The organism is Pedomonas mirosovicensis (genome assembly GCF_022569295.1).
Lineage (GTDB): Bacteria > Pseudomonadota > Alphaproteobacteria > Sphingomonadales > Sphingomonadaceae > Pedomonas > Pedomonas mirosovicensis.
The window spans coordinates 2,263,921-2,282,971 of sequence record NZ_JAKFIA010000001.1 but is presented as its reverse complement, the minus strand read 5'-3'; the positions used below and the strand labels follow the sequence as shown (position 1 = coordinate 2,282,971).

Genomic DNA, 19,051 nt, shown 5'->3' with positions numbered 1-19,051 from the left:
CATGGCCCCGCTCGCGCCCCGGCTGGCATTTGCGATCGCCGCCATCCTGGCGGGGCCGGTTCTTGCCCAGCCCGAGCCGCCGGACGAGCCCCAGCCGCAGCGCCGCCCGCCCAGCGTGCGCCCGCACGCCGACACGCGCGTCGCCAAGCCGCCGCCGTCGCCCACTCTCGGCGGAGACGGGGGGCGAAAGCGGCTGGAGGACAAGGGCGTCAAGCTCGCGCTCAGCTATGGTTCGCAAACCGCCTGGAACGCCCGCGGCGGTGAGCGCGAGCTGGTGCGCGAAACCGGCCAGCTCACCTTCGGCGCAACGCTCGATATGGAAAAGCTGGCGGGCCTGAAGGGCGGCACGTTTCAGGCCACCGGCACCTATCGGCGCGGTTATGATCTCACCGAGAAGGCGGGGCTGGGCGTGCTCCAGCAGGTGCAGGAGGTGTTCGGGCGCGGCCAGACCTGGCGCGTCACCCAGCTGTGGTATCAGCAGGATCTTGGCGACAGCGGCATTGATCTGAAGCTCGGCCGTCTGCTGACGGGCGAGGACTTCGCCGCCTTTTCCTGCGAGTTCATGAACCTCACCTTCTGCGGGGCCCCGCCCGGTAATATCGTGGGCAATTACTGGTTCAACTGGCCGGTCAGCCAGTGGGCGGCGCGCCTGCGCGTGAAACGAGGCGACAGCCTTTATTTCCAGGCGGGCGTCTACGAGGTCAATCCGCGCAACCTCGAGAAGGATTTCACCATCGGCTATTTCAACGGCGCAACCGGCGCGCTCATTCCCGTCGAGATCGGCTGGACGCCCAAACTCGGCACGGACCAGCTCCCCGGCACCTACAAGCTCGGCGGATGGTACAACACCGAAGACGCCGATGACCTCCGTCTCGATATCAACCGCCAGCCCCGGCCGCTCACCGGCGCATCTGCCCTGCGCCGCGAAGGCCAGTACGGCGGCTATTTCATGGCGCAGCAGCAGGTGTTCGGCCGGGCGGAAGGCGAGCAGACCATCTCCGGCCTCACCCTGTTTTTCAACTTCAGCCAGGCGGACCGCGAGACCGCCCGCATCGACAACCAGGTCAGCGTGGGGTTGTTCTACACCGGCCTGTTTCAGGAGCGGCCGGAGGATGTAATCGGCTTTGCCGTCGGTCGCACCAACGTCAATTCCCGCGCCGAGCGGGGATTTCACGCCCGGCCCCCGGCAACAGGCGGAGCGGCCCGGCGCGGAATACGCCAGCGAACTCTATTACGGCTTCCACCTCTCCAAGTGGATCATCCTGCATCCCAACGTGCAGTACATCATCAACCCCGGCGGGTTCGACCACAACAAGGACATCGTGGTCATCGGCCTCAAGGCCAACATCGTGCTGTGATTTTTTTGAGGGTGCGAATTTTTATTTCTTGCAGAGGGTCGCGGACCCTCTGCACTCCCATTCTTTTCGAGCCGCGCCCCCCTTTGTGAAAATAAAATCCCGCTTCCCCCAAGAAAACTCAGCGCATTTTCACGTAGCGGCCGGGGGCGTCTTCGAGGGCGGGGAACTCCGGGTGTGCGCCGGGTGCGCGCGCGGGCACCATGGGGCCTGCCTGCGGCGTGAGCCACGCGAGCCAGTCCGGCCACCAGGAGCCGGGGCGTTCCTCGGCGAGCGTTGAGAATTCCTCCAGCGTATCGGGCAGCTGCTCGCTCACCCAGTGCTGGTATTTGCGGGCGTGGGGCGGGTTGACGACGCCCGCGATGTGGCCCGAGCCCGCCAGCACGAAGCGCAGCGGGCCGGAGAAATGACGGGTGAGTTTGTAGACGGATTGGGGCGGGGCGATGTGGTCCTCCCGCCCGGCCTGAATGTAGGCGGGAATTTCCACGGATGCGAGATCGATGGGCACGCCCGCAAGGCAAAGGCCGCCGGGCTCGGCCAGCCGGTTGCCGAGATAAAGCTCGCGCAGATATTCCAGCAGCATGGCGCGGGGCAGGCGGGTCGCGTCCGAATTCCAGTAAAGCAGGTCGAACGGCGGCGGCTCGCGGCCCAGCAGGTAGTTGTTGACGACGTAATTCCAGATGAGGTCGTTGGCGCGCAGCATGTTGAAGGTGGCGGCCATGTAGCGGGCGTCGAGATATCCCGTCTCGGCGCTCAGCTGATCGAGCATTTTCAGTTGCTCGTCGCCCACGAACAGGCGCAGGTCGCCCGCATCCGCGAAATCCACCTGCGCGGTGAAGAAGGTGGCGGAGGAGACGAGGTCGCCGCGTCCCTTCGTCTCCAGCCAGGCCAGCGTCGGGGCGAGCAGGGTGCCCGCGATGCAGTAGCCGATGGCGTGAACGGAGGGCGCATCGCAGATTTTGCGCGCGGCCTCCATGGCAGCAATAATGCCGTCCAGCATGTAATCCGCCAGCCCCAGGTCCCGGTGCTCGCTGCCGGGGTTCACCCACGACATCACGAACACGGTGAAGCCTTGGCTGACGCACCAGCGCACGAAGGACTTTTGCGGCGTGAGGTCGAGGATATAGAATTTGTTGATCCACGGCGGCGCGATGAGAATGGGCACCTGATGCACCGTCTCTGTCGCCGGGGCGTACTGGATCAGCTGGAACAGTTTATTCTCGAACACCACTTTGCCGGGCGTTGCCGCCACGTTCTGCCCCACGGCAAACGGGCTTTCGTCGGTGAGCGTGATGCTGCCCTTCTCCAGGTCCCTCAGGAGGTTCTCGAAACCGCGCAGCAGGTTCTGGCCCTGCTCCTCCAATGTCGCCTTCAACACCTGCGGGTTGGTGAGGGGGAAGTTGGCGGGCGAGAGCGCGTCCACCCACTGCCGGGCGAAGAAGCGGGCCTTGGCGCGGGCGTCGTCGTCCAGCCCGGTGCTGCTCTCCACCATGCTGAGGAAATGCTCGCTGGCCAGCAGGTAGCTCTGGCGCATCAGATCGAACATGATGTGGGACTGCCACTCCGGCGCGTTGAAGCGCTTGTCGGGCTTCATCGCTGCGGGCGCGGCGTCAGTGGGGGCGGCGAGGCGCCGGCCCGCATCCTGCCACAGGGCGAGGGTTGCTTCCCACAGGCGTGTCTGCTGCTCCGCCAGCCGCTGGGGCTCGGCCATCAGGCTGGCGGCCACTTGCGCGCCCAGCGGCGCAAGGCCGAAGGGGTCGAGCGGGAAGGGCCGACTCGGCCCTGTCTGGCGCACCCAGAACTCCAGCATCAGCTGCTGGGCCCGCCCCATCAGCCGGGTCCACTGTTGGAATCTTTCATATGCTGCTGCCTGAGCCGGGTCATGTGAGGACTTTTGCTCGCTCATGGCAATATTCTTGCGCCTATTTGCGAAAACCGGGGTTCTTCGACGCCATTGGCACTCGCCTTCGAATCCGCCTCAGCCTATAAGACAGCCAGGCTTTCCGAGCCTAGCCCAGCGCGGGCGGAAATGGAAAGCCGCATACATTCTAACTGAAGGTTTTGACCAATGATCGATGAGGAATTCTACCGCGTGAAGCGCCTGCCGCCTTATGTGTTCGCTGAAGTGAACGCAATGAAGGCAGCCGCCCGAGCGCGCGGGGAAGACATCATCGATCTCGGCATGGGCAACCCCGATACGCCGCCGCCCGCCCACATCGTCGAGAAGCTGGCGGAAGTGGCCCGCAAGCCGGATGCCCATGGTTACTCGGCCTCCAAGGGCATCAAGGGGCTCCGCAAGGCGCAGGCGGCCTACTACTCCCGGCGCTTTGGCGTCGAGCTGGACCCGGAGACGGAAGTCGTCGTCACCCTCGGCTCGAAGGAAGGTCTCGCCAATCTGGCGCAGGCGATCACCGCGCCGGGCGATGTCATCCTCGCGCCCAATCCCAGCTATCCCATCCACGCCTTCGGCTTCATCATCGCGGGCGCGGCCATCCGCCATGTGCCCGCCGCGCCGGGGCCGGACTTCATGAAAAGTCTGGAAAACGCGGTGCGCTACAGTGTGCCCAAGCCCACGGCCATCGTGATGGGCTATCCGTCCAATCCCACCGCGCAGGTGGTGGACCTCGACTTCTACGCGCAGGTGGTGGATTTCTGCCGCAAGCACGAGATCTGGGTGCTGTCGGACCTCGCCTATGCGGAAATCTACTTCGACGGCAACCCGCCGCCCTCCATCCTCCAGGTGCCGGGCGCGAAGGACGTGGCGGTGGAGTTCACCTCCATGTCCAAGACCTACTCCATGGCGGGCTGGCGCGTGGGCTTTGCCGTTGGCAACAAGCAGCTCATCCAGGCGCTCACCCGGGTGAAGTCCTACCTCGATTACGGCGCGTTCACGCCCATCCAGGCGGCGGCCGTCGCCGCGCTCAACGGTCCGCAGGAGTGCATCGAGCAGGCCCGCCAGCTCTACAAGCAGCGCCGCGACGTGCTGGTGGAAAGCTTCGCCCGCGCCGGGTGGGAGGTGCCGCCGCCGCCCGCCTCCATGTTCGCGTGGGTGCCGGTGCCGCCCGCCTTCCGCGATCTGGGCGCGCTGGAGTTCTCCAAGAAGCTGCTGGCCGGCGCGCAGGTGGCGGTGGCCCCCGGCGTCGGCTTCGGCGAACTGGGCGAGGGCTATGTGCGAATCGCGCTGGTGGAGAACGAGCACCGCATCCGCCAGGCGGCCCGCAACATCCGCCGCTTCTTCCAGGCGGAGGGGCTGAACGTGCCCGGCCCCAAGGCCGCGGCGGAGTAGCCGAAGCGCGAAGCCAAAGGCAGCTTGGCTGGAACGCCAGGCCGTCTCAAGCGTAACAACAGGCATGGCCGGGCCTCGCCCCGGCCATGTTTCTTCCGGGGGAACCCTGGGCGAAACAAGGCGACGGCGGATCGATTCGGGTGTGCAAGCCCTAGCCAAATCCTCCTACACTCGCTAGGACCGTCGCCGATGGAAATGGGATGACAATGTCTGACAAGCCTTTACGTGTCGGCTTGGCAGGGCTGGGCACCGTGGGTGCCGGTCTGGTCAAGCTTCTCGCAGAGAACGCCGAACTGGTGAGCCGTCGTGCCAACCGGCCGATCGTGATTACCGCCGTCTCCGCGCGGGACCGCAGCCGGGACCGCGGCGTCGACCTGTCCGGCTTCGCGTGGGAGGACAACGCGCCGGATCTGGCCGCGCGCGAGGATGTGGACACGGTTGTCGAACTCATCGGCGGGGCGGACGGCCCGGCCCTGGCGATGGCCCGTGCGGCGCTCAGCGCGGGCAAGGGGTTCGTCACCGCCAACAAGGCCATGCTCGCCCACCACGGGCTGGAGCTGGCCCAGCTGGCCGAGAAGACCAATGCCCCCCTCAAGTTCGAGGCGGCGGTCGCCGGCGGCATTCCGGTCGTCAAGGGCATGCGCGAAGGGATGGCGGGCAACCGCATCCAGGCCGTCTACGGCATCCTCAACGGCACCTGCAATTTCATCCTCTCGGCCATGGAGCGCGAGGGCAAGCCGTTCGACGCGGTGCTGAAGGAGGCCCAAAGCCTGGGTTACGCCGAGGCCGACCCCACTTTCGATATCGACGGCATCGACGCCGCCCACAAGCTGGCCATTCTCTCCTCGCTTGCCTTCGGCACGCGGGTCAACTTCGCGGGCGTTTCCACCTGCGGCATCCGCAACGTGACCCCGGCGGACATCGACTACGCCCGCGCGCTCGGCTACCGCATCCGCCTCATCGGCCTGGCGCGGCAGGAAGACGGCGCGCTGTTCCAGCGGGTTCACCCCTGCCTGGTGCCGGAGACGCACCCGCTCGCCCATGTCACGGATTCGCTGAACGCGGTGGTGGCCGAGGGCAACTACGTGGGCCGCCTCCTGTTCCAGGGGCGCGGCGCGGGCGAGGGGCCGACCGCCTCCGCCGTCGCGGCCGATCTGGTGGACGTGGCCCGCGGCGAATTCGGCCCGGCCTTCGCCATGCCGGCCGCCAGCCTTGCGGACATTCCGGCGGCCGACCCCATGTCGCACGTGGGCCGCTACTACATTCGCCTGACGGTGACCGACCGGCCCGGCGTCCTCGCCGAGCTGACCGCCATCCTGCGGGACCTGTCGGTGTCGGTGGAAAGCGTCATCCAGCGCGGCAATGCCCCGAACGGGAGCGTTTATTTCGTGCTGACCACGCACGAGGGGCCGCAGCAGGCTGTCACCGATGCGCTGGAGCGGATCGCGGCGCTGGAAAGCGTCACCTCCGCGCCGGTCATGATGCATATTCTTGAATTTTAACGGGCAGGAAAGGCCTTTTCATGACTCAGACTCCTTCCCAGATCCTCGACCGCATTTGGGTGCTTGAAATGGTGCGCGTCACCGAGGCGGCTGCCATCGCGGCCGCCAAGCTGACCGGTCGCGGCAACGAGAAGGCGGCAGACGCGGCGGCGGTGGAGGCCATGCGCGATGCGCTCAATCGCCTGCCGTTCAACGGCACCGTCGTCATCGGGGAAGGCGAGCGCGACGAAGCGCCGATGCTCTACATCGGCGAGAAGGTGGGCTCCGAGCAGGACGGCCCGGCCATCGACATCGCGCTCGATCCGCTGGAAGGCACCACCATCACCGCCAAGGCGGGGGCCAACGCCATGGCCGTTCTGGCCATCGCCGAGGCAGGCAACCTTCTCAACGCGCCGGACGTCTACATGGACAAGCTGGCCATCGGCCCCGGCTATCCGGAAGGCCTCGTCGACCTCGACTTCGGCCCGGCCGAGAACGTGCGCCGCTTCGCCGAAGCCAAGGGCGTCGCGCCGGAAGACATCATGGTCTGCGTGCTCGACCGCCCGCGCCACGAGGCGCTGATCCGCGAGCTGCGCGAGATCGGCTGCGGCATCAAGCTCATCCCGGATGGCGACGTGGCCGGTGTCATGGCCGTGGCCGACCCGGAAGAAACCAACATCGACATGTACATGGGCTCGGGCGGCGCGCCGGAAGGCGTGCTGGCGGCGGCAGCCCTGCGCTGCATCGGCGGCCAGATCCAGGGCCGCCTCATCTTCCGCAACGAGGATGAGAAGGAGCGCGCCCGCCGCGTCGGCATCACCGACTTCAACCGCAAGTACAACCTCACCGAGCTGGCCTCCGGCGACGTGATCTTCGCCGCCACCGGCGTCACCGACGGCGCGCTGCTCGAAGGCGTGAAGCGCAAGCCGGGCGGCTGGTTCACCACGGAATCGCTGGTGATGCGCGCCTCCTCCGGCACCGTGCGCTACGTCTACGGCGAGCACCGCCGCAAGAAGCTGTAAGCTTCTTTTGAAGTGCTGAATGCGAGCGGGGCCGGGGGTTCATCCTCCGGCCCTTCTCTTTTCTCGCCCTTCGGGCTTGTGTTTGCAGGGGGTTTGTAACCCCCTGCACCCCCCATTCGTTTATCGGGCCGTGCGTGGGATGGCGGGCGCGTCTTCCGGAATTTGGGCGCGCCTTCTGGAATTTAAGTCATGGGCCACGCAGCCCGCACCCGCCGAACCCTTACTTGAGCGAACAATACTCCATTGAATGATAGTAAGGAGCGCTCATGCATAGCTTATGCGCGCCTCTGCCCGGTTCGCACGGACAGGGAGGTAGGCGCGTCCCAATCCATCCTCTAAAAGGGGCCCACCTTTCCCTGCACGCACGTACCAAAAAATGAAAGGGAGGTTGCCGAGAGGGTTCAAGACCCTCCTGCAAAAGAAAACTCTAAACCACGCCCACCCCACCACGCATCGCGCCCCCACGATGTTCTACCTTTGTGCGCTTGCGTCTGCGCCCGTGCTGCGTCAGAACGGGGGCATGGCTGCATTGTCTTATGTCTTTGGGGTTGAGCGTTCGGTTCTGGGCCAGCCGTGGCGCTGGCGGGCGGATCTGTCGGCGGGCGCTGCCATTGCCCAGGCGCATGGTCTGCCCGAAGCGGTGGGTCTGGTGCTGGCCGGGCGCGGCGCGGAGGTAGAGGCGGTTGGCCGCCTCATCAAGCCGACGCTGAGGGACTGGCTGCCCGACCCCTCGATCTTCAAGGACATGGACCGCGCCGCCGAGCGTCTGGCCGATGCGGTGCGGCGGCAGGAGCCGATCGTGGTCTTCGGGGACTACGACGTGGACGGCGCGACCTCCACGGCCTTGCTTGTGCGCCTGTTGCGCGCCGTGGGCGGGGTGGCGAGCTTCTACATCCCCGATCGCATGACCGAAGGCTACGGCCCGAACGTCGCCGCCATGACCGCCATTGCCCAGGCGGGCGCGAAGGTGGTGGTGACGGTGGACTGCGGCACCCAGTCGTTCGAGCCGCTGGCGGCGGCCAAGGCGGCGGGGCTCGATGTGCTGGTGGTCGATCACCACAAGGCGGGCTGGGCGCTGCCGGAGGCGTTCGCCGTTGTCAACCCCAACCGGCTCGATGACGATGCGGGCACCGAATACGGCCATCTGGCCGCCGTCGGCGTGTGTTTCCTGCTGGCGGTCGCCATCAACCGGGTGCTGCGCCTCAGCGGCTGGTACGCCAAGGGGCGGCCCGAGCCGGACCTGATGGGGATGCTCGACATCGTGGCGCTGGGCACGGTGGCGGACGTGGTGGCCTTGACCGGCCTCAACCGGGTGTTCGTGGCGCAGGGGCTGAAGGTCATGGCCCGGCGCGGCAACATCGGGCTGGCGACCCTGTGCGATGTCTCGCGCATGGATCGCGCGCCGACCAGCGGCGACCTCGGCTTCCAGCTTGGGCCGCGCATCAACGCGGGCGGGCGCGTCGGCCGGTCCGATCTCGGCACGCGGCTCCTCATCAGCGAGCAGCCCGGCGAGGCCCGCCAGATCGCCGAGGAGCTGGACCGGCTGAACGCCGAGCGCAAGGCGCTGGAGGCGTTGACGCTGGATCAGGCGCTGCTGGTTGCCCCGGAGGCCGACCCCGTTGTGGTGGCGAGCGGAGACGGCTGGCACGCGGGCGTCATCGGCATCGTCGCCAGCCGCCTCAAGGAGAAATACGGCCGCCCGGCCGTCGTCATCGGCGTCGATGGCACGGTGGGGAAGGGCTCGGGCCGGTCCGTGCCGGGCGTTGATCTGGGCGCGGCGGTGCTGGCGGCAAAGGACGAGGGCCTGCTGGCGGCGGGCGGCGGCCACGCCATGGCGGCGGGCCTCACCATCGAGGCGGGTAAGGTGGCGGACTTCCGCGCCTTCCTGTGCGAGCGACTGGGGGAGGACGTCGCCGCTTCCATGGACGGCCGCGCGCTCAAGCTGGATGCGGCGCTCGCGCCCGGCGGCGTCACGCCGGAACTCGGCGAGCAGCTGGATCAGGCCGGGCCTTACGGCACCGGCTGGCCCAACCCGAAGGTGGCGGTGGGGCCGGTCAACGTGGTCAAGTGCGATATCGTGGGGCAGGACCACGTTCGCGTTATCCTCAGCGGCAAGGATGGCGCGCGGATCAAGGCCATGGCCTTCCGCCACGGCAATACGGAGCTGGGGCTGGCGCTGGCCGGGGCGGGCCGCCGCCCGCTCTATGTGGCCGGGCGCATCTGCATCGACCACTGGACCGGCGCACCCAGGGCCGAACTGCATCTGGATGACGCCGCCTGGGCCGATGGGCTGGGCTGAGAACAGTGCCTGAAAACAAGCGAAAGGGCCTTTGCGGCCAAGGTCCGCGCCGTTGAAATTGCAGAGAATTTTCCGGGGTAGAATAAAAAATTCATTTCAATTGCTGGATGCGCTTGACCCCGGCGTCCGCCCCGTTTATCAAGCGCCCACTTCGCGGCCATGACCCCTTCGTCTAGAGGCCTAGGACACTACCCTTTCACGGTAGGAACACGGGTTCGAATCCCGTAGGGGTCGCCACACCGCAGAAAGCCGCCATTTTTCCCTTCGCGGTTTCAGCCAGTTACCCTGACATTACCCCCGCATTGCCGCGCCTCAAGCGTGAGGGTCGTCGCGCTTGCAAGCCGCTTGCGGCTGGCCTGGGTGCCTGGTGGTTTGCCTGTCGCTCCGGTTCATGGTTCCGGGCGCTTTCCCGGCCCCTGACGTCCTTGCCTCATTTCGCCTAAGGCCATAATCTTTCGCAGATTTTCGGTGGGGGCGGCAGCGTCATGGCGGGCGGTTTCTGGTCGTGGGCGTTCAGGGGGCTGTTCAGCGTTTTTCTGGTTCTTCTCTGCGTATTGAGCGTCGGGTTCGATATTCTGTTGATCTTCGGTGCCGTGGCCAAGCTGCGAGACGCGGATGACACCGCGGGGATATTCTCCGCATGCGCGGTAGCGCTTCTGTGCTCTGCGCTAACGGCGCTGTTCCTCCTGGCCACCGTCAGATGGTTTCAAACCCTCCGGAGGCGGGCCAAGTCCACGAAGCGGATCAGCTGGAAGGAGCGGCTGGAAATTACGGCCATTTTTCTTCTCAGTCTGGGGCCTGTGCCGAGCTTCACGGCCGCGCTTATTTTATTGGAAAAGCGGCCGGACTGGTCGTTGGCCCTCGTTCTGGCCTGTGTCGTTGTGCCCATCTGGTGCCTGCGCGGGCTGTTTCGAAGAGCCGGCAAGAGTGGAAAACCCGGCGGCGATCCCGTTGAAAGCTGCGCTCAGGATGGTTTCTCGCGCCCCTTGGTGTTCGGGCGGAGCGGTTTTTCGATTGGCTACGCTTCCGTCATGATGGCCTTCTGCCTGCCACTCTTCCTGTGCATTTTTTTGGGGGCAGGGGGCGGGTTTCTCCTGTTTGTTTTCGTCCTCTTCAACCAGGCGCCGTTGGGCGCTGCAACAGGCCTGCTTGTCCTGCTGATCCTGTTGTCAGGCTTCTTTGCGTGGGCCGGTTTCCTGGTTCTGAAACATGGCCCTATGTCGTTTTATCGGAATTATGTGGACCGCCATGAGCCGTTCCTTGAAATCGGTGAGGATGGCATCCGGCTCTATACGATAGGTCGCTTCATTTTCTGGGCCGAACTGCTGAACGTGAGGCTATCGCGAATTTACGTCCCACGGGGCGGCACGCACGAATTTATCAAGTTCATTGTGCCTCGCGAGAACGACTGGATGCGGCGGCTGTTCAGCGCCAAGACAAAGTCTGTCGGGGTTAATACCGCAATTTCTGAAACTGGAGGCGGGCAGATAATCGAGGCAATCATCGGCCATCCCAACTACCGGGGCGAGCGCCCTTGACCGGTTCTATGCCACCTGCAGGCTGGTCGCCTTGTTGCGGTCGGCGCAGTAGACGGCCACCCGGTTGCGGCCGCCGGCCTTGGCCTCGTAGAGCGCGGCGTCGGCGTGGGCCAGCAGGTCGCGCAAGGATATGGCCGCATCGCGGCTGATAACGATGCCGATGCTCACGGTGGCGGCAATATGCTGCTGGTTCGCCTTCATGCCGCCGTCTTCAAGGGCGGCGCGGATGCGCTCGGCGAGCGTCAGGGCCCGGTTCGGGTCCTCCCCGGACAGGAAGGCGGCGAATTCCTCTCCGCCCATGCGGCAGAACAGGGTATCCGGGTCCAGCAATCCCTCCACCAGTTCGCAGAAACCGATGAGCACCTGGTCGCCCGCATCGTGGCCGTGGCCGTCGTTGATGGCCTTGAAGTGGTCGAGGTCGAACAGCATGACGCTGCTGTGCCGTCCCAGGGCCTGGTTGCGGGCGAGGCGCTGTTCCGCCTGTTCCTTGAAGGCGCGGCGGTTGGCGATGCCGGTCAGCGGGTCCTGCAGGGCGGCGCGGCGGTGGCGGGCCTCGATCTGCTCCTTGGCCATGGAGACGATGAGAAAGCCGAAGCTGGTGGCGTAGACCAGCGTCTCGATCGACATGATGAGTGCCCAGGTGGTGTCCAACTGCTCCACCCATTGGATGGTGCGCTGGAGCGTCGGGCCGGTGATGATCCGCAGGATGAAATAGAAGCCGTGCAGGCCGCACAGCAGGGCGGCGGTGCGCTGGGAGATCAGCCGCTCGCGCGCGCCGAACCACAGCTCGTAGGCCATGGCGAAGGTGTAGCCACCGCACAGCAGGGAGGCGAGTTCCAGGCGGAGGGAGAAGGGGATGTTGATGACCCAGCAGGCGAACAGCCAGATGAAGCTGCCGCCCAGCGTGATGGCCACGGGCGTGGCGCGCTGGTTGAACTGCCGGGATGCCTTCAGCGACAGGCCATAGCCCAGCAGGATGGCGGCGTTGCCCACTTCCCGGACGAGGCTGTGCGCGCTGTCCGCGCCCATCAGCGCTCCCGTGAAGCCAAGCCCTGCCAGCAGGAAGGCGAGGCTCCACCAGGCCAGGGCCTGCACCTGCCGGTTTTGCAGCCACGCAAGCAGAAGCAGGCTGCTGACGAGGAGCAGCACCAGCAAGGAGGCCGTAAACAGGGAGAGCGGATCAAGCGGCATCAGCGGACGAGCTCATTTCTCAAAGCAACTATTACAGGCTGCGGTTAGTCTTAAAAGCGAATTCCTGAAATTCCATTGCGACAGAATAACCGCTCGCCCACGCGGAAGAGGGCGCAGCCCCACCTGTTCCAGGCCGTCTATGCGCCACGTCTTCGCCCATGCCGATGATGAACCGTCATGCGGCTATGCTATAAGGATTAGCTGGCGGCACCAGCGGGCGGAGGCACGGCATGGCCGGGGAGACGGAGACCGGGTCGCAAGGCTACTGCGATCTCGTGATGAAGGGCGGCATCACCAGCGGCTTGGTCTATCCCAACGCGGTGCTGGCGCTGGCCCGCAAGTACCGCTTCAAGAATATCGGCGGCACGTCGGCGGGCGCCATTGCGGCGGCCATCTGCGCGGCGGCAGCGCTGGGCGAGCGGCGCCGGGCGCTGGAGCCCGCCTGTCACAGCAAGCCGCACATCGGCATGGCGGGGCTGGAGCTGGTCGCCGGGCAGCTGACGCGCCGGGGCTTCATCTACGGCCTGTTCCAGCCTGCCTGGAATGGCCGCGCCGCCTACCGGCTGATCGTTGCGCTCGCCGCCAAGCCCGGCCGGGCGCGCGTGGCGCTGGAGGTGTTGCTGGCGCTTGTCCGCATGGCGCCCTTTTCCATGCTGCTCACGCTCTTCCTGCTGCTGGGGCTGGGCTACGGCATCGATGGCGTCGGCGGCCTTGTCGCCGCGCTGCTGCCGGCGCTCGTCTGCGCGCTGGCCGTGGGGGGCTGGCGGTCGATCCAGGCGCTGGGCGCTGCGGCCGCCTCTAACTTTCTCGGCCTGTGCCCCGGCACCCGGCAGCCGGGTTTCTCCACCCCCGCGCTCACTGAATGGATGCACGAGACCATCCGCCAGGTGGCGGGCCTTGAGGACCCGGATGGCCGGCCCGTGGTGTTCCGGGATCTGTGGGACGCGCCGCGCTATGCAGGCGAGCCCGAGGGGCCCCGCACGCTCGATTTGCAAATCATCACCACCAACGTCTCCCATTCCGAGCCGCGCACCATTCCGTTCGTCCAGGGCCGCCTGTGGTTTCGGGAGGATGAGTTTCTGCGCCTCTTCCCGGCGCCGGTCGTTGCCTGGATGAAGGCCCACGCCCCCTGCCATTACCCCCGCGCCAACCCGATCTTCTATGAACTGCCGAAGGACGGCGCGCTGCCCATCGTGGTCGCCGCGCGCATGAGCCTCAGCTTTCCGCTGCTCATCAGCGCCGTTCCCCTTTATGAGCTGGACTGGCAGCGCCTGCGCGCCGAAGGGCGGGCGCATCCCCGCGCCGGGCTGCACGACCGCCCGCGCTTCGTCGAGAGCGTTGACGCGCTGGCGCTCGGCGGCGCGGAGGATGGCGCGCTGATCGATATTGACGCCTGCCCCATCTCGGAGAATGACTTCCGCGTCTGTTGGTTCACCGATGGCGGCGCGGCCAGCAACTTCCCCGTTCACCTGTTTGACGCGCCGCTGCCGCGCTGGCCCACCTTCGCGATCGATCTGGTCTATCCGGATCAAAACCCGCCGCCGGAGCAGGTGGTCACGCTGCCGCGCAGCACGCGGGAGGGGCGGGCCCCGCGCTACCGGTCCATCACCGGCAAGGGCGGCCTCGCGGACCTCTCCAGCTTCCTGTTCGCCATCATCGCCACCATGCAGAACTGGCGCGACCTGTTGCAGGCGCGCGCGCCCGGCCACCGCGACCGCGTTGTTCGCATCGCGCTGGCGGCGGATGAAGGCGGGATGAAGCTCGACATGCCCGGCGAGGTTCTGCGGCGGGTGGCGGGCAAGGGGGCGAAGGCGGGCGAAACGCTTGTGGAGGATTTCGATTTCGACGCCCATTTCTGGATCCGCTACCGGAATGCCGCCTCGGCGATCGAGCGGTTCACCATCACCTTCGCCGAGGGCCTGGCGCCGCCGCTGACCGACGCCAACCGGCACGCCTATGCGCGCATGTGGAGCGGCGCGCCCAGCGGCGAGCCCTACGGCTTCACCGCCGTTCAGGCCGATGAGGCATTGCGCCGCCTGCAGAAGATCTGCGCCGAGGCGCAAACCTGGAGCACCGCCGCGCAGGACCTGACGGAGGGCGCGCCAACCCCGCTGCCGCAGGCCCGCATCGTGCCGATTTTCTAACAGATTTCAGGCAGGGAAGTTTTGATTGGCAGGGGGCGTGCGCGCAGGCGCACAAGCGCCAGGCTTCCCCTTGGGCTTCCTCCACGCATACCCGGCCGCGCTCTTCACGAACGGTCGCGCCCGCTGGAAGTGGCCTTATGGCCGGGCGGGGCCGGGGGCTTTCACGCGCATATAGGCCTCGATGTCCTTGGCCAGCCGCTGCAGGGTCTTGAGGCTCGCCTGCAGGGGCAGCTCACCGCCGCCTTCCATGGTGGCGATGAGGGCGGGGCTGCCGTCCGCCGTTTCCCCCAGCTGACAGGCATCGGCGATGATCGGCTGCACGGGCATGGCGCTGTCCGCCTGCTGGCGCTGCAGGAAGCCCAGCTCGGCGGAGAGGGCGGCCACCGCCAGCGGAACGCACCCTGGGGTGAAGTCCAGCCGGAACAGCTCTCCCTGCGTCGTCTCCAGCACCAGATAAAGAGTGCGTTTTACGCCGTCGATGCCGCTTTCCTTCACCAGTGCGAAGACCGGCGAGTCATCGTCGTCGCTGTCGTCGGTCATTGGCCTGTCGTTTTCCTGCGCTGGCCGGTCGGGCGCGGCCTGTGCGGACTTGCGGGGGGCGGGAAGGGTGAACTCCAGTTGCGGCTGGGCGCTATGCGAGGTGCGGCGTGCGCCTGAGGAAGCATGAAGCACGGTAGTCCTTGCGTGTTGTTCTTTTCTCTTTCGGGCAATCTGGCGCGCCGCGCGAAAAAGTCCAGTTTGCTGAGGTCTTACTTGCGCGCCTGTTCCCGGCCCTTGCTGCGATGGGGGCTTGACGGGCCTTGCGCGCCGCACTAGCCCTCACCCCCGCAACAGGCCCCCCGAAAGGGGGTTAAAAGGGGAATGTGGTGCAAGGGCTTGCCCCCAGGCCACGGCTGTCCCCGCAACTGTAACCGGCGAGCGCCGCCTTCGATTGAAGCCACTGGGAAACTGGGAAGGCGGAAGGCGTGCGCGCAGACCCGGAAGCCAGGAGACCTGCCTGTTGTCGTCGCCTTGCATGCTGCCGGGTCGAGCGGTGTGCGACGGGTTCTTCCGGAACGGCGACATCAACCGTCAGGGTTGCTGCGCCGGATGCCGGAGCGGGGGCTGCGCGATATCATCGCCTGTCCGCCTGTGGCCAGCCGGCCGGCTCTCCCTGACAGACTGGAACCTGCTTGCGTTTGGGAGGTCAGGCATGTCGCCCTGCCACGTAAATCGTCTCTTTCTTGTTACCGCGGCCATAGCGCTGAATTTCGCGGCCCAGCCCGCGTTCGCCCTGGAACCCGTCAACCCGCTGGACCAGATCATCGTCTCCGCCACCCGCACGGAACAGAGCCTGGGCGTTACCGGCACGTCGGTCTCCGTCCTCACCGCCGAGGACATCAAGGCCACCCGCAAAACCATGCTTACCGACGTGCTGCGCGAGGTGCCGGGCGTCACCGTCGTCCGCAGCGGCGGGCCCGGCGCGCAAACGTCCCTGTTTCTGCGCGGCGTCGGCGGCGAGGAAACGGTGGTTCTTGTCGATGGCGTCCGCATCAACGACCCCTCGACGCCGGCCGGCACCGCCCACCTCACCGATATCGTCACCACCGGCATCGAGCGCGTCGAGGTGCTGCGCGGGCCCCAGTCCACGCTCTATGGCAGCCACGCCATCGGCGGCGTCATCAACATCATCACCACCTCCGGCCAGCCCGGCCTGCACGCCGAAGGGCTGGTCGAGGGCGGCAGCTTCGACAGCTGGCGCGCGGCGGGCACCGTCTCCGGCGGCACCGAGGCCGTCACCGGCTCCCTGACCGCCAGCTTCTACGACACGGACGGCATTTCCGCCGCCGACAAGGACGACGGCAACACCGAGAAGGACGGCTACCGCAACTGGTCCGTGCTCGGCAGCGTGGGCGCGCGGCTGGCGGACAACGTGCGGCTGGACCTGAAGGGCCTCTACAATCGCGGCCGGGCGGACTACGACGGCTTCCCGCCGCCGCTCTACATGTTCGCCGACACGCAGAACAACAGCACCAACACCCTCTACTCCGGCTATGCGGGCGTCACCGTCGATGCCCTTGGCGGCGCGTTCTCCAACCGCCTCGCGGTGGGTTACAGCCGCACGGACCGCGCCGATTATGACGCCGACCTCAAGACCAACGACACGCGCGGCCAGACCCGCCGTTTCGAATACCAGGGCACGGTGCGCGCGGGCCCGGCGACGGAAATCACCTTCGGCGCGGAGACGGAGCGCACCAAGATCCGCAACATCGCGCTGGGCGATGCCGCGCCCCTGCGGGCGAACGTGGACATTCACAGCCTCTACGCCCAGGGCCAGACCACGCTGTTCGAGCGCCTCACCCTGACGGCGGGCGCGCGGTATGACGACCACGACACCTTTGGCGATCACGCCACCTTCCGCGTCGCCGGGGCCTACCGCATCGAGGAGACCGACACGCTGCTGCGCGCCAACTGGGGCGAGGGTTTCAAGGCCCCGAGCCTTTATCAGCTCTACAGCGTCTACGGGAACGAGGATCTGGACGCCGAAACCAGCAAGGGCTGGGAAGTGGGCTTCGATCAGGGCTTCGTCGAGGGGCGCATCCGCGTGAGCGGCACCTACTTCCAGCAGAAGCTGAAAAACCAGATCGATTATGTGAACTGCACCACGGGCGACCCCATGTGCGCCGACGGCCGCTGGGGCTATTACGACAACGTGGCCCGCGCCTCGTTCAAGGGCGTCGAGCTGGGCCTGCTGCTGCAGCCCATCGACCCGCTGGTCATCCGCGCCAACTACACCTGGCTTGAGCCGCTGAACGAGGTGACGGACACCGACCTTGCCCGCCGCGCCCGCGACAGCTTCCAGACCTCGGTGAACTGGGCGGCGACTGAGAAGCTGAATTTCTCGGCCAGCCTCACCCTCACCGGCGACAGCTATGATTCCGCGGGCGAGGTCAACCGGCTGGAAGGCTACACGCTGGTCGACCTGCGCGCGGGCTACGCCATCCTGCCGGGGTTGGAGGTCTACGGCCGCGTCGATAACGTGTTCGATGCCGACTACGAGGTCGTCAGCGGTTACGGCACCCTCGGGCGCGGTGCGTTCATCGGCCTCAGCGCTCGTTATTAAAAAAGCGTACTGTTTTTCAGGGCGCAGGGGCCTCGGGCTCCTGCGCCTTTTTCATTTGTTGATATCAAATGGCGCGGCGTAAGCGCCTGCGCCCCTTGAGAATTTCTCTGCCGAGTCCGCCTGTCTTGAAGCTGATTGTTTCAGGGGCGTCGGGCAGGCTTACACCATTACGCGGCAGTCATATTTGTGTGCAGGCGGAACGATTGAATTTCCAGCCTTTTCCAATCTGGCACGTTCGTTGCTCTCTTCTCCCGTCACCAAAAAAACAACAGGCACCCCGAACGGGTAACCTGGGAGAAAAAGATGAAATTAAAGAAAATGTTTTTGAGTGCGGCGGTTGCCGGCTTGTGCGCTGCCGTTCCTGGAATGGCTCATGCCGTACTTATCAATCAATGGGATTACTCGGTGCAGGCCGAGTGGACCAGCTGGTCCCCCGGCGGGGTTGACCGCGTGATTGGCGTCAGCACCGATGCCCTGCGCTGGGGCACGCCCGTCAACGGGGGCGGCCGCAGCAGCCTGTCCGTAACCCGTTTTGTCACCAGCGAGGGCGCGGGCGGGCCCGATCCCATCATCACCAATTCCGGCCTTCCCCAACCCGGCATCACCCTCACCCATGATAATTTTGCGATCAAGCCGCCAACCCTCACCAATGCACAGCTGCAAATCATGGCGACCTTCGAGTCGGCCGATCCGAACCTCGGGGTTGGCTTCAACATCGAGCGGGTCTTCGATATCGATTTTCTCGAAACGACGAATGTCGGCCCCTGCGCCGTTCCCCAGTCCGCGTCTGTCTGCGACGATGTTTTCATTCTGCAGAACCCAGAAGATCTGGCCGGCAGCTTTGAATTTGACGGCATCCTCTATACGGCGCGCCTCGTGTTCGATCCGGCGCTGTTTGAAGGCGGCCAGATTTTCTTCGCTGACTTTGATGGCGATGGCGACAACGAGCTGTTTTTCCTGACGGAGGAAAACACGACAGCCATTTTGCGAACCGGCATCCTCATCACCGCGCAGGCGGTGCCGGAGCCGGCTGCGCTCGGCCTGGCCGGCGCTGGCATTGCGGGCCTCGGCTTTGTCGTGCGCCGGCGCAGCCGCAAGGCCTGATCCTCGGGGGGCAGGAAAAATCCGGTGCGGGGAATTCCTCCGGCACCGGATTTTTAACCGGGCACCGGGGGAGGCGCTGTTGGACGCCTGGAACTGTTTGCTGATAGCAGGAACATGCCCTGTCGCCCGCCGTTCAGCAACGGGGGCCGAGTAGCGAAACCAGGGAGATGACCCATGGCCAATCAACGCCAGGACGACCAGCGTCAGCAAGACCAGAGCAACCAGGAGCAGCGCGGCGGGCGTCAGCAGCAACAGCAGCAGCGCCAGCAGCCTCAACGTCAGCAGCAGCAACAGCGCCAGAAGCAGAACCGCCAGCAACAGTAGGCGGAAGCAGGCGAATAAACAGTCGCGCGAGGGGGGAGATGCTCCCTCGCGCCTCTTTCCTTTCCTTGATGCGACCCGCGCCTTCCTCCCCGGTGGGCCGGTCGATACGGGGCGGTGTCTGTCGCTCCGTATTTTTTGCGTGGCCTTTCGGGTTGCCTGCGGTCAGGGGGCGGCGCGGGCGGAGCAATTGCGCCTCTTTTTCGT

13 protein-coding genes, 1 tRNA gene and 1 riboswitch are annotated in these 19,051 nt (G+C 66.0%); of the genes, 11 read left to right on the top strand and 3 right to left on the bottom strand.

What is annotated here, in order from left to right; genetic code table 11:
- Position 1: 1 nt before the first annotated feature.
- Positions 2–1,447 (top strand): carbohydrate porin, encoded by a 1,446-nt coding sequence (locus tag L0C21_RS10825; RefSeq protein WP_259278359.1) that lies wholly within the window; start codon positions 2–4, stop codon positions 1,445–1,447.
- Positions 1,448–1,476: 29 nt separating this feature from the next.
- Here the strand turns inward: L0C21_RS10825 and L0C21_RS10820 are convergent, their stop codons facing one another.
- Positions 1,477–3,186: a PHA/PHB synthase family protein gene (locus tag L0C21_RS10820; RefSeq protein WP_259278358.1), complete on the bottom strand. Its 1,710-nt coding sequence runs from the start codon at positions 3,184–3,186 to the stop codon at positions 1,477–1,479.
- Positions 3,187–3,426: 240 nt separating this feature from the next.
- On the opposite strand from L0C21_RS10820, the gene L0C21_RS10815 reads away from it, so the two are divergent.
- From L0C21_RS10815 to L0C21_RS10790, 6 genes are all read left to right on the top strand, one after another.
- The gene (locus L0C21_RS10815; RefSeq protein WP_259278868.1) at positions 3,427–4,641 is read left to right on the top strand and encodes an LL-diaminopimelate aminotransferase; all 1,215 of its coding nucleotides are present in this window, start codon (positions 3,427–3,429) and stop codon (positions 4,639–4,641) included.
- 206 nt (positions 4,642–4,847) lie between these two features.
- A complete protein-coding gene (locus tag L0C21_RS10810) occupies positions 4,848–6,143 on the top strand; it encodes a homoserine dehydrogenase (RefSeq protein WP_374940234.1) in 1,296 nt (431 codons plus the stop codon).
- A 20-nt stretch (positions 6,144–6,163) separates the two neighbouring features.
- Complete coding sequence (gene glpX / locus L0C21_RS10805) at positions 6,164–7,144, top strand: class II fructose-bisphosphatase (RefSeq protein ID WP_259278356.1); 981 nt, start codon at positions 6,164–6,166, stop codon at positions 7,142–7,144.
- A 520-nt stretch (positions 7,145–7,664) separates the two neighbouring features.
- Positions 7,665–9,443: a single-stranded-DNA-specific exonuclease RecJ gene (recJ, locus tag L0C21_RS10800; protein ID WP_259278355.1), complete on the top strand. Its 1,779-nt coding sequence runs from the start codon at positions 7,665–7,667 to the stop codon at positions 9,441–9,443.
- Between the two features lie 161 nt (positions 9,444–9,604).
- A tRNA-Glu gene (locus L0C21_RS10795) sits at positions 9,605–9,680 on the top strand.
- A gap of 248 nt (positions 9,681–9,928) precedes the next feature.
- Positions 9,929–10,981: a hypothetical protein gene (locus L0C21_RS10790; RefSeq protein WP_259278354.1), complete on the top strand. Its 1,053-nt coding sequence runs from the start codon at positions 9,929–9,931 to the stop codon at positions 10,979–10,981.
- Between the two features lie 6 nt (positions 10,982–10,987).
- Here L0C21_RS10790 and L0C21_RS10785 read toward each other — a convergent pair whose 3' ends face one another.
- The gene (locus tag L0C21_RS10785; RefSeq protein ID WP_259278353.1) at positions 10,988–12,172 is read right to left on the bottom strand and encodes a GGDEF domain-containing protein; all 1,185 of its coding nucleotides are present in this window, start codon (positions 12,170–12,172) and stop codon (positions 10,988–10,990) included.
- 230 nt (positions 12,173–12,402) lie between these two features.
- On the opposite strand from L0C21_RS10785, the gene L0C21_RS10780 reads away from it, so the two are divergent.
- Complete coding sequence (locus L0C21_RS10780; protein WP_259278352.1) at positions 12,403–14,316, top strand: patatin-like phospholipase family protein; 1,914 nt, start codon at positions 12,403–12,405, stop codon at positions 14,314–14,316.
- A 135-nt stretch (positions 14,317–14,451) separates the two neighbouring features.
- Here L0C21_RS10780 and L0C21_RS10775 read toward each other — a convergent pair whose 3' ends face one another.
- A complete protein-coding gene (locus L0C21_RS10775; protein WP_259278351.1) occupies positions 14,452–14,988 on the bottom strand; it encodes a hypothetical protein in 537 nt (178 codons plus the stop codon).
- A 143-nt stretch (positions 14,989–15,131) separates the two neighbouring features.
- Positions 15,132–15,331, top strand: a riboswitch (cobalamin riboswitch).
- A gap of 177 nt (positions 15,332–15,508) precedes the next feature.
- On the opposite strand from L0C21_RS10775, the gene L0C21_RS10770 reads away from it, so the two are divergent.
- The 3 genes from L0C21_RS10770 (at position 15,509) to L0C21_RS10760 (ending at position 18,847) form a co-directional block, all read left to right on the top strand.
- Positions 15,509–17,419 carry a TonB-dependent receptor plug domain-containing protein gene (locus L0C21_RS10770; RefSeq protein ID WP_259278350.1) on the top strand — a complete coding sequence of 637 codons (1,911 nt, stop codon included), beginning with the start codon at positions 15,509–15,511 and terminating at the stop codon, positions 17,417–17,419.
- Between the two features lie 303 nt (positions 17,420–17,722).
- Positions 17,723–18,523 (top strand): THxN family PEP-CTERM protein, encoded by an 801-nt coding sequence (locus tag L0C21_RS10765; protein WP_310593369.1) that lies wholly within the window; start codon positions 17,723–17,725, stop codon positions 18,521–18,523.
- A 174-nt stretch (positions 18,524–18,697) separates the two neighbouring features.
- Complete coding sequence (locus L0C21_RS10760; RefSeq protein ID WP_259278349.1) at positions 18,698–18,847, top strand: hypothetical protein; 150 nt, start codon at positions 18,698–18,700, stop codon at positions 18,845–18,847.
- Positions 18,848–19,051: the final 204 nt, after the last annotated feature.

Bases quoted from the DNA above. Each gene is read 5' to 3' on its own strand.
- L0C21_RS10825 (WP_259278359.1), top strand. From the start codon at position 2: ATGGCCCCGCTCGCGCCCCGGCTGGCATTTGCGATCGCCGCCATCCTG.
- L0C21_RS10820 (WP_259278358.1), bottom strand. From the start codon at position 3,186: ATGGGGCGGGCCCAGCAGCTGATGCTGGAGTTCTGGGTGCGCCAGACA.
- L0C21_RS10810 (WP_374940234.1), top strand. From the start codon at position 4,848: ATGTCTGACAAGCCTTTACGTGTCGGCTTGGCAGGGCTGGGCACCGTG.
- glpX (WP_259278356.1), top strand. From the start codon at position 6,164: ATGACTCAGACTCCTTCCCAGATCCTCGACCGCATTTGGGTGCTTGAA.
- recJ (WP_259278355.1), top strand. From the start codon at position 7,665: ATGGCTGCATTGTCTTATGTCTTTGGGGTTGAGCGTTCGGTTCTGGGC.
- L0C21_RS10790 (WP_259278354.1), top strand. From the start codon at position 9,929: ATGGCGGGCGGTTTCTGGTCGTGGGCGTTCAGGGGGCTGTTCAGCGTT.
- L0C21_RS10785 (WP_259278353.1), bottom strand. From the start codon at position 12,172: ATGCCGCTTGATCCGCTCTCCCTGTTTACGGCCTCCTTGCTGGTGCTG.
- L0C21_RS10780 (WP_259278352.1), top strand. From the start codon at position 12,403: ATGGCCGGGGAGACGGAGACCGGGTCGCAAGGCTACTGCGATCTCGTG.
- L0C21_RS10770 (WP_259278350.1), top strand. From the start codon at position 15,509: ATGTCGCCCTGCCACGTAAATCGTCTCTTTCTTGTTACCGCGGCCATA.
- L0C21_RS10765 (WP_310593369.1), top strand. From the start codon at position 17,723: ATGAAATTAAAGAAAATGTTTTTGAGTGCGGCGGTTGCCGGCTTGTGC.
- L0C21_RS10760 (WP_259278349.1), top strand. From the start codon at position 18,698: ATGGCCAATCAACGCCAGGACGACCAGCGTCAGCAAGACCAGAGCAAC.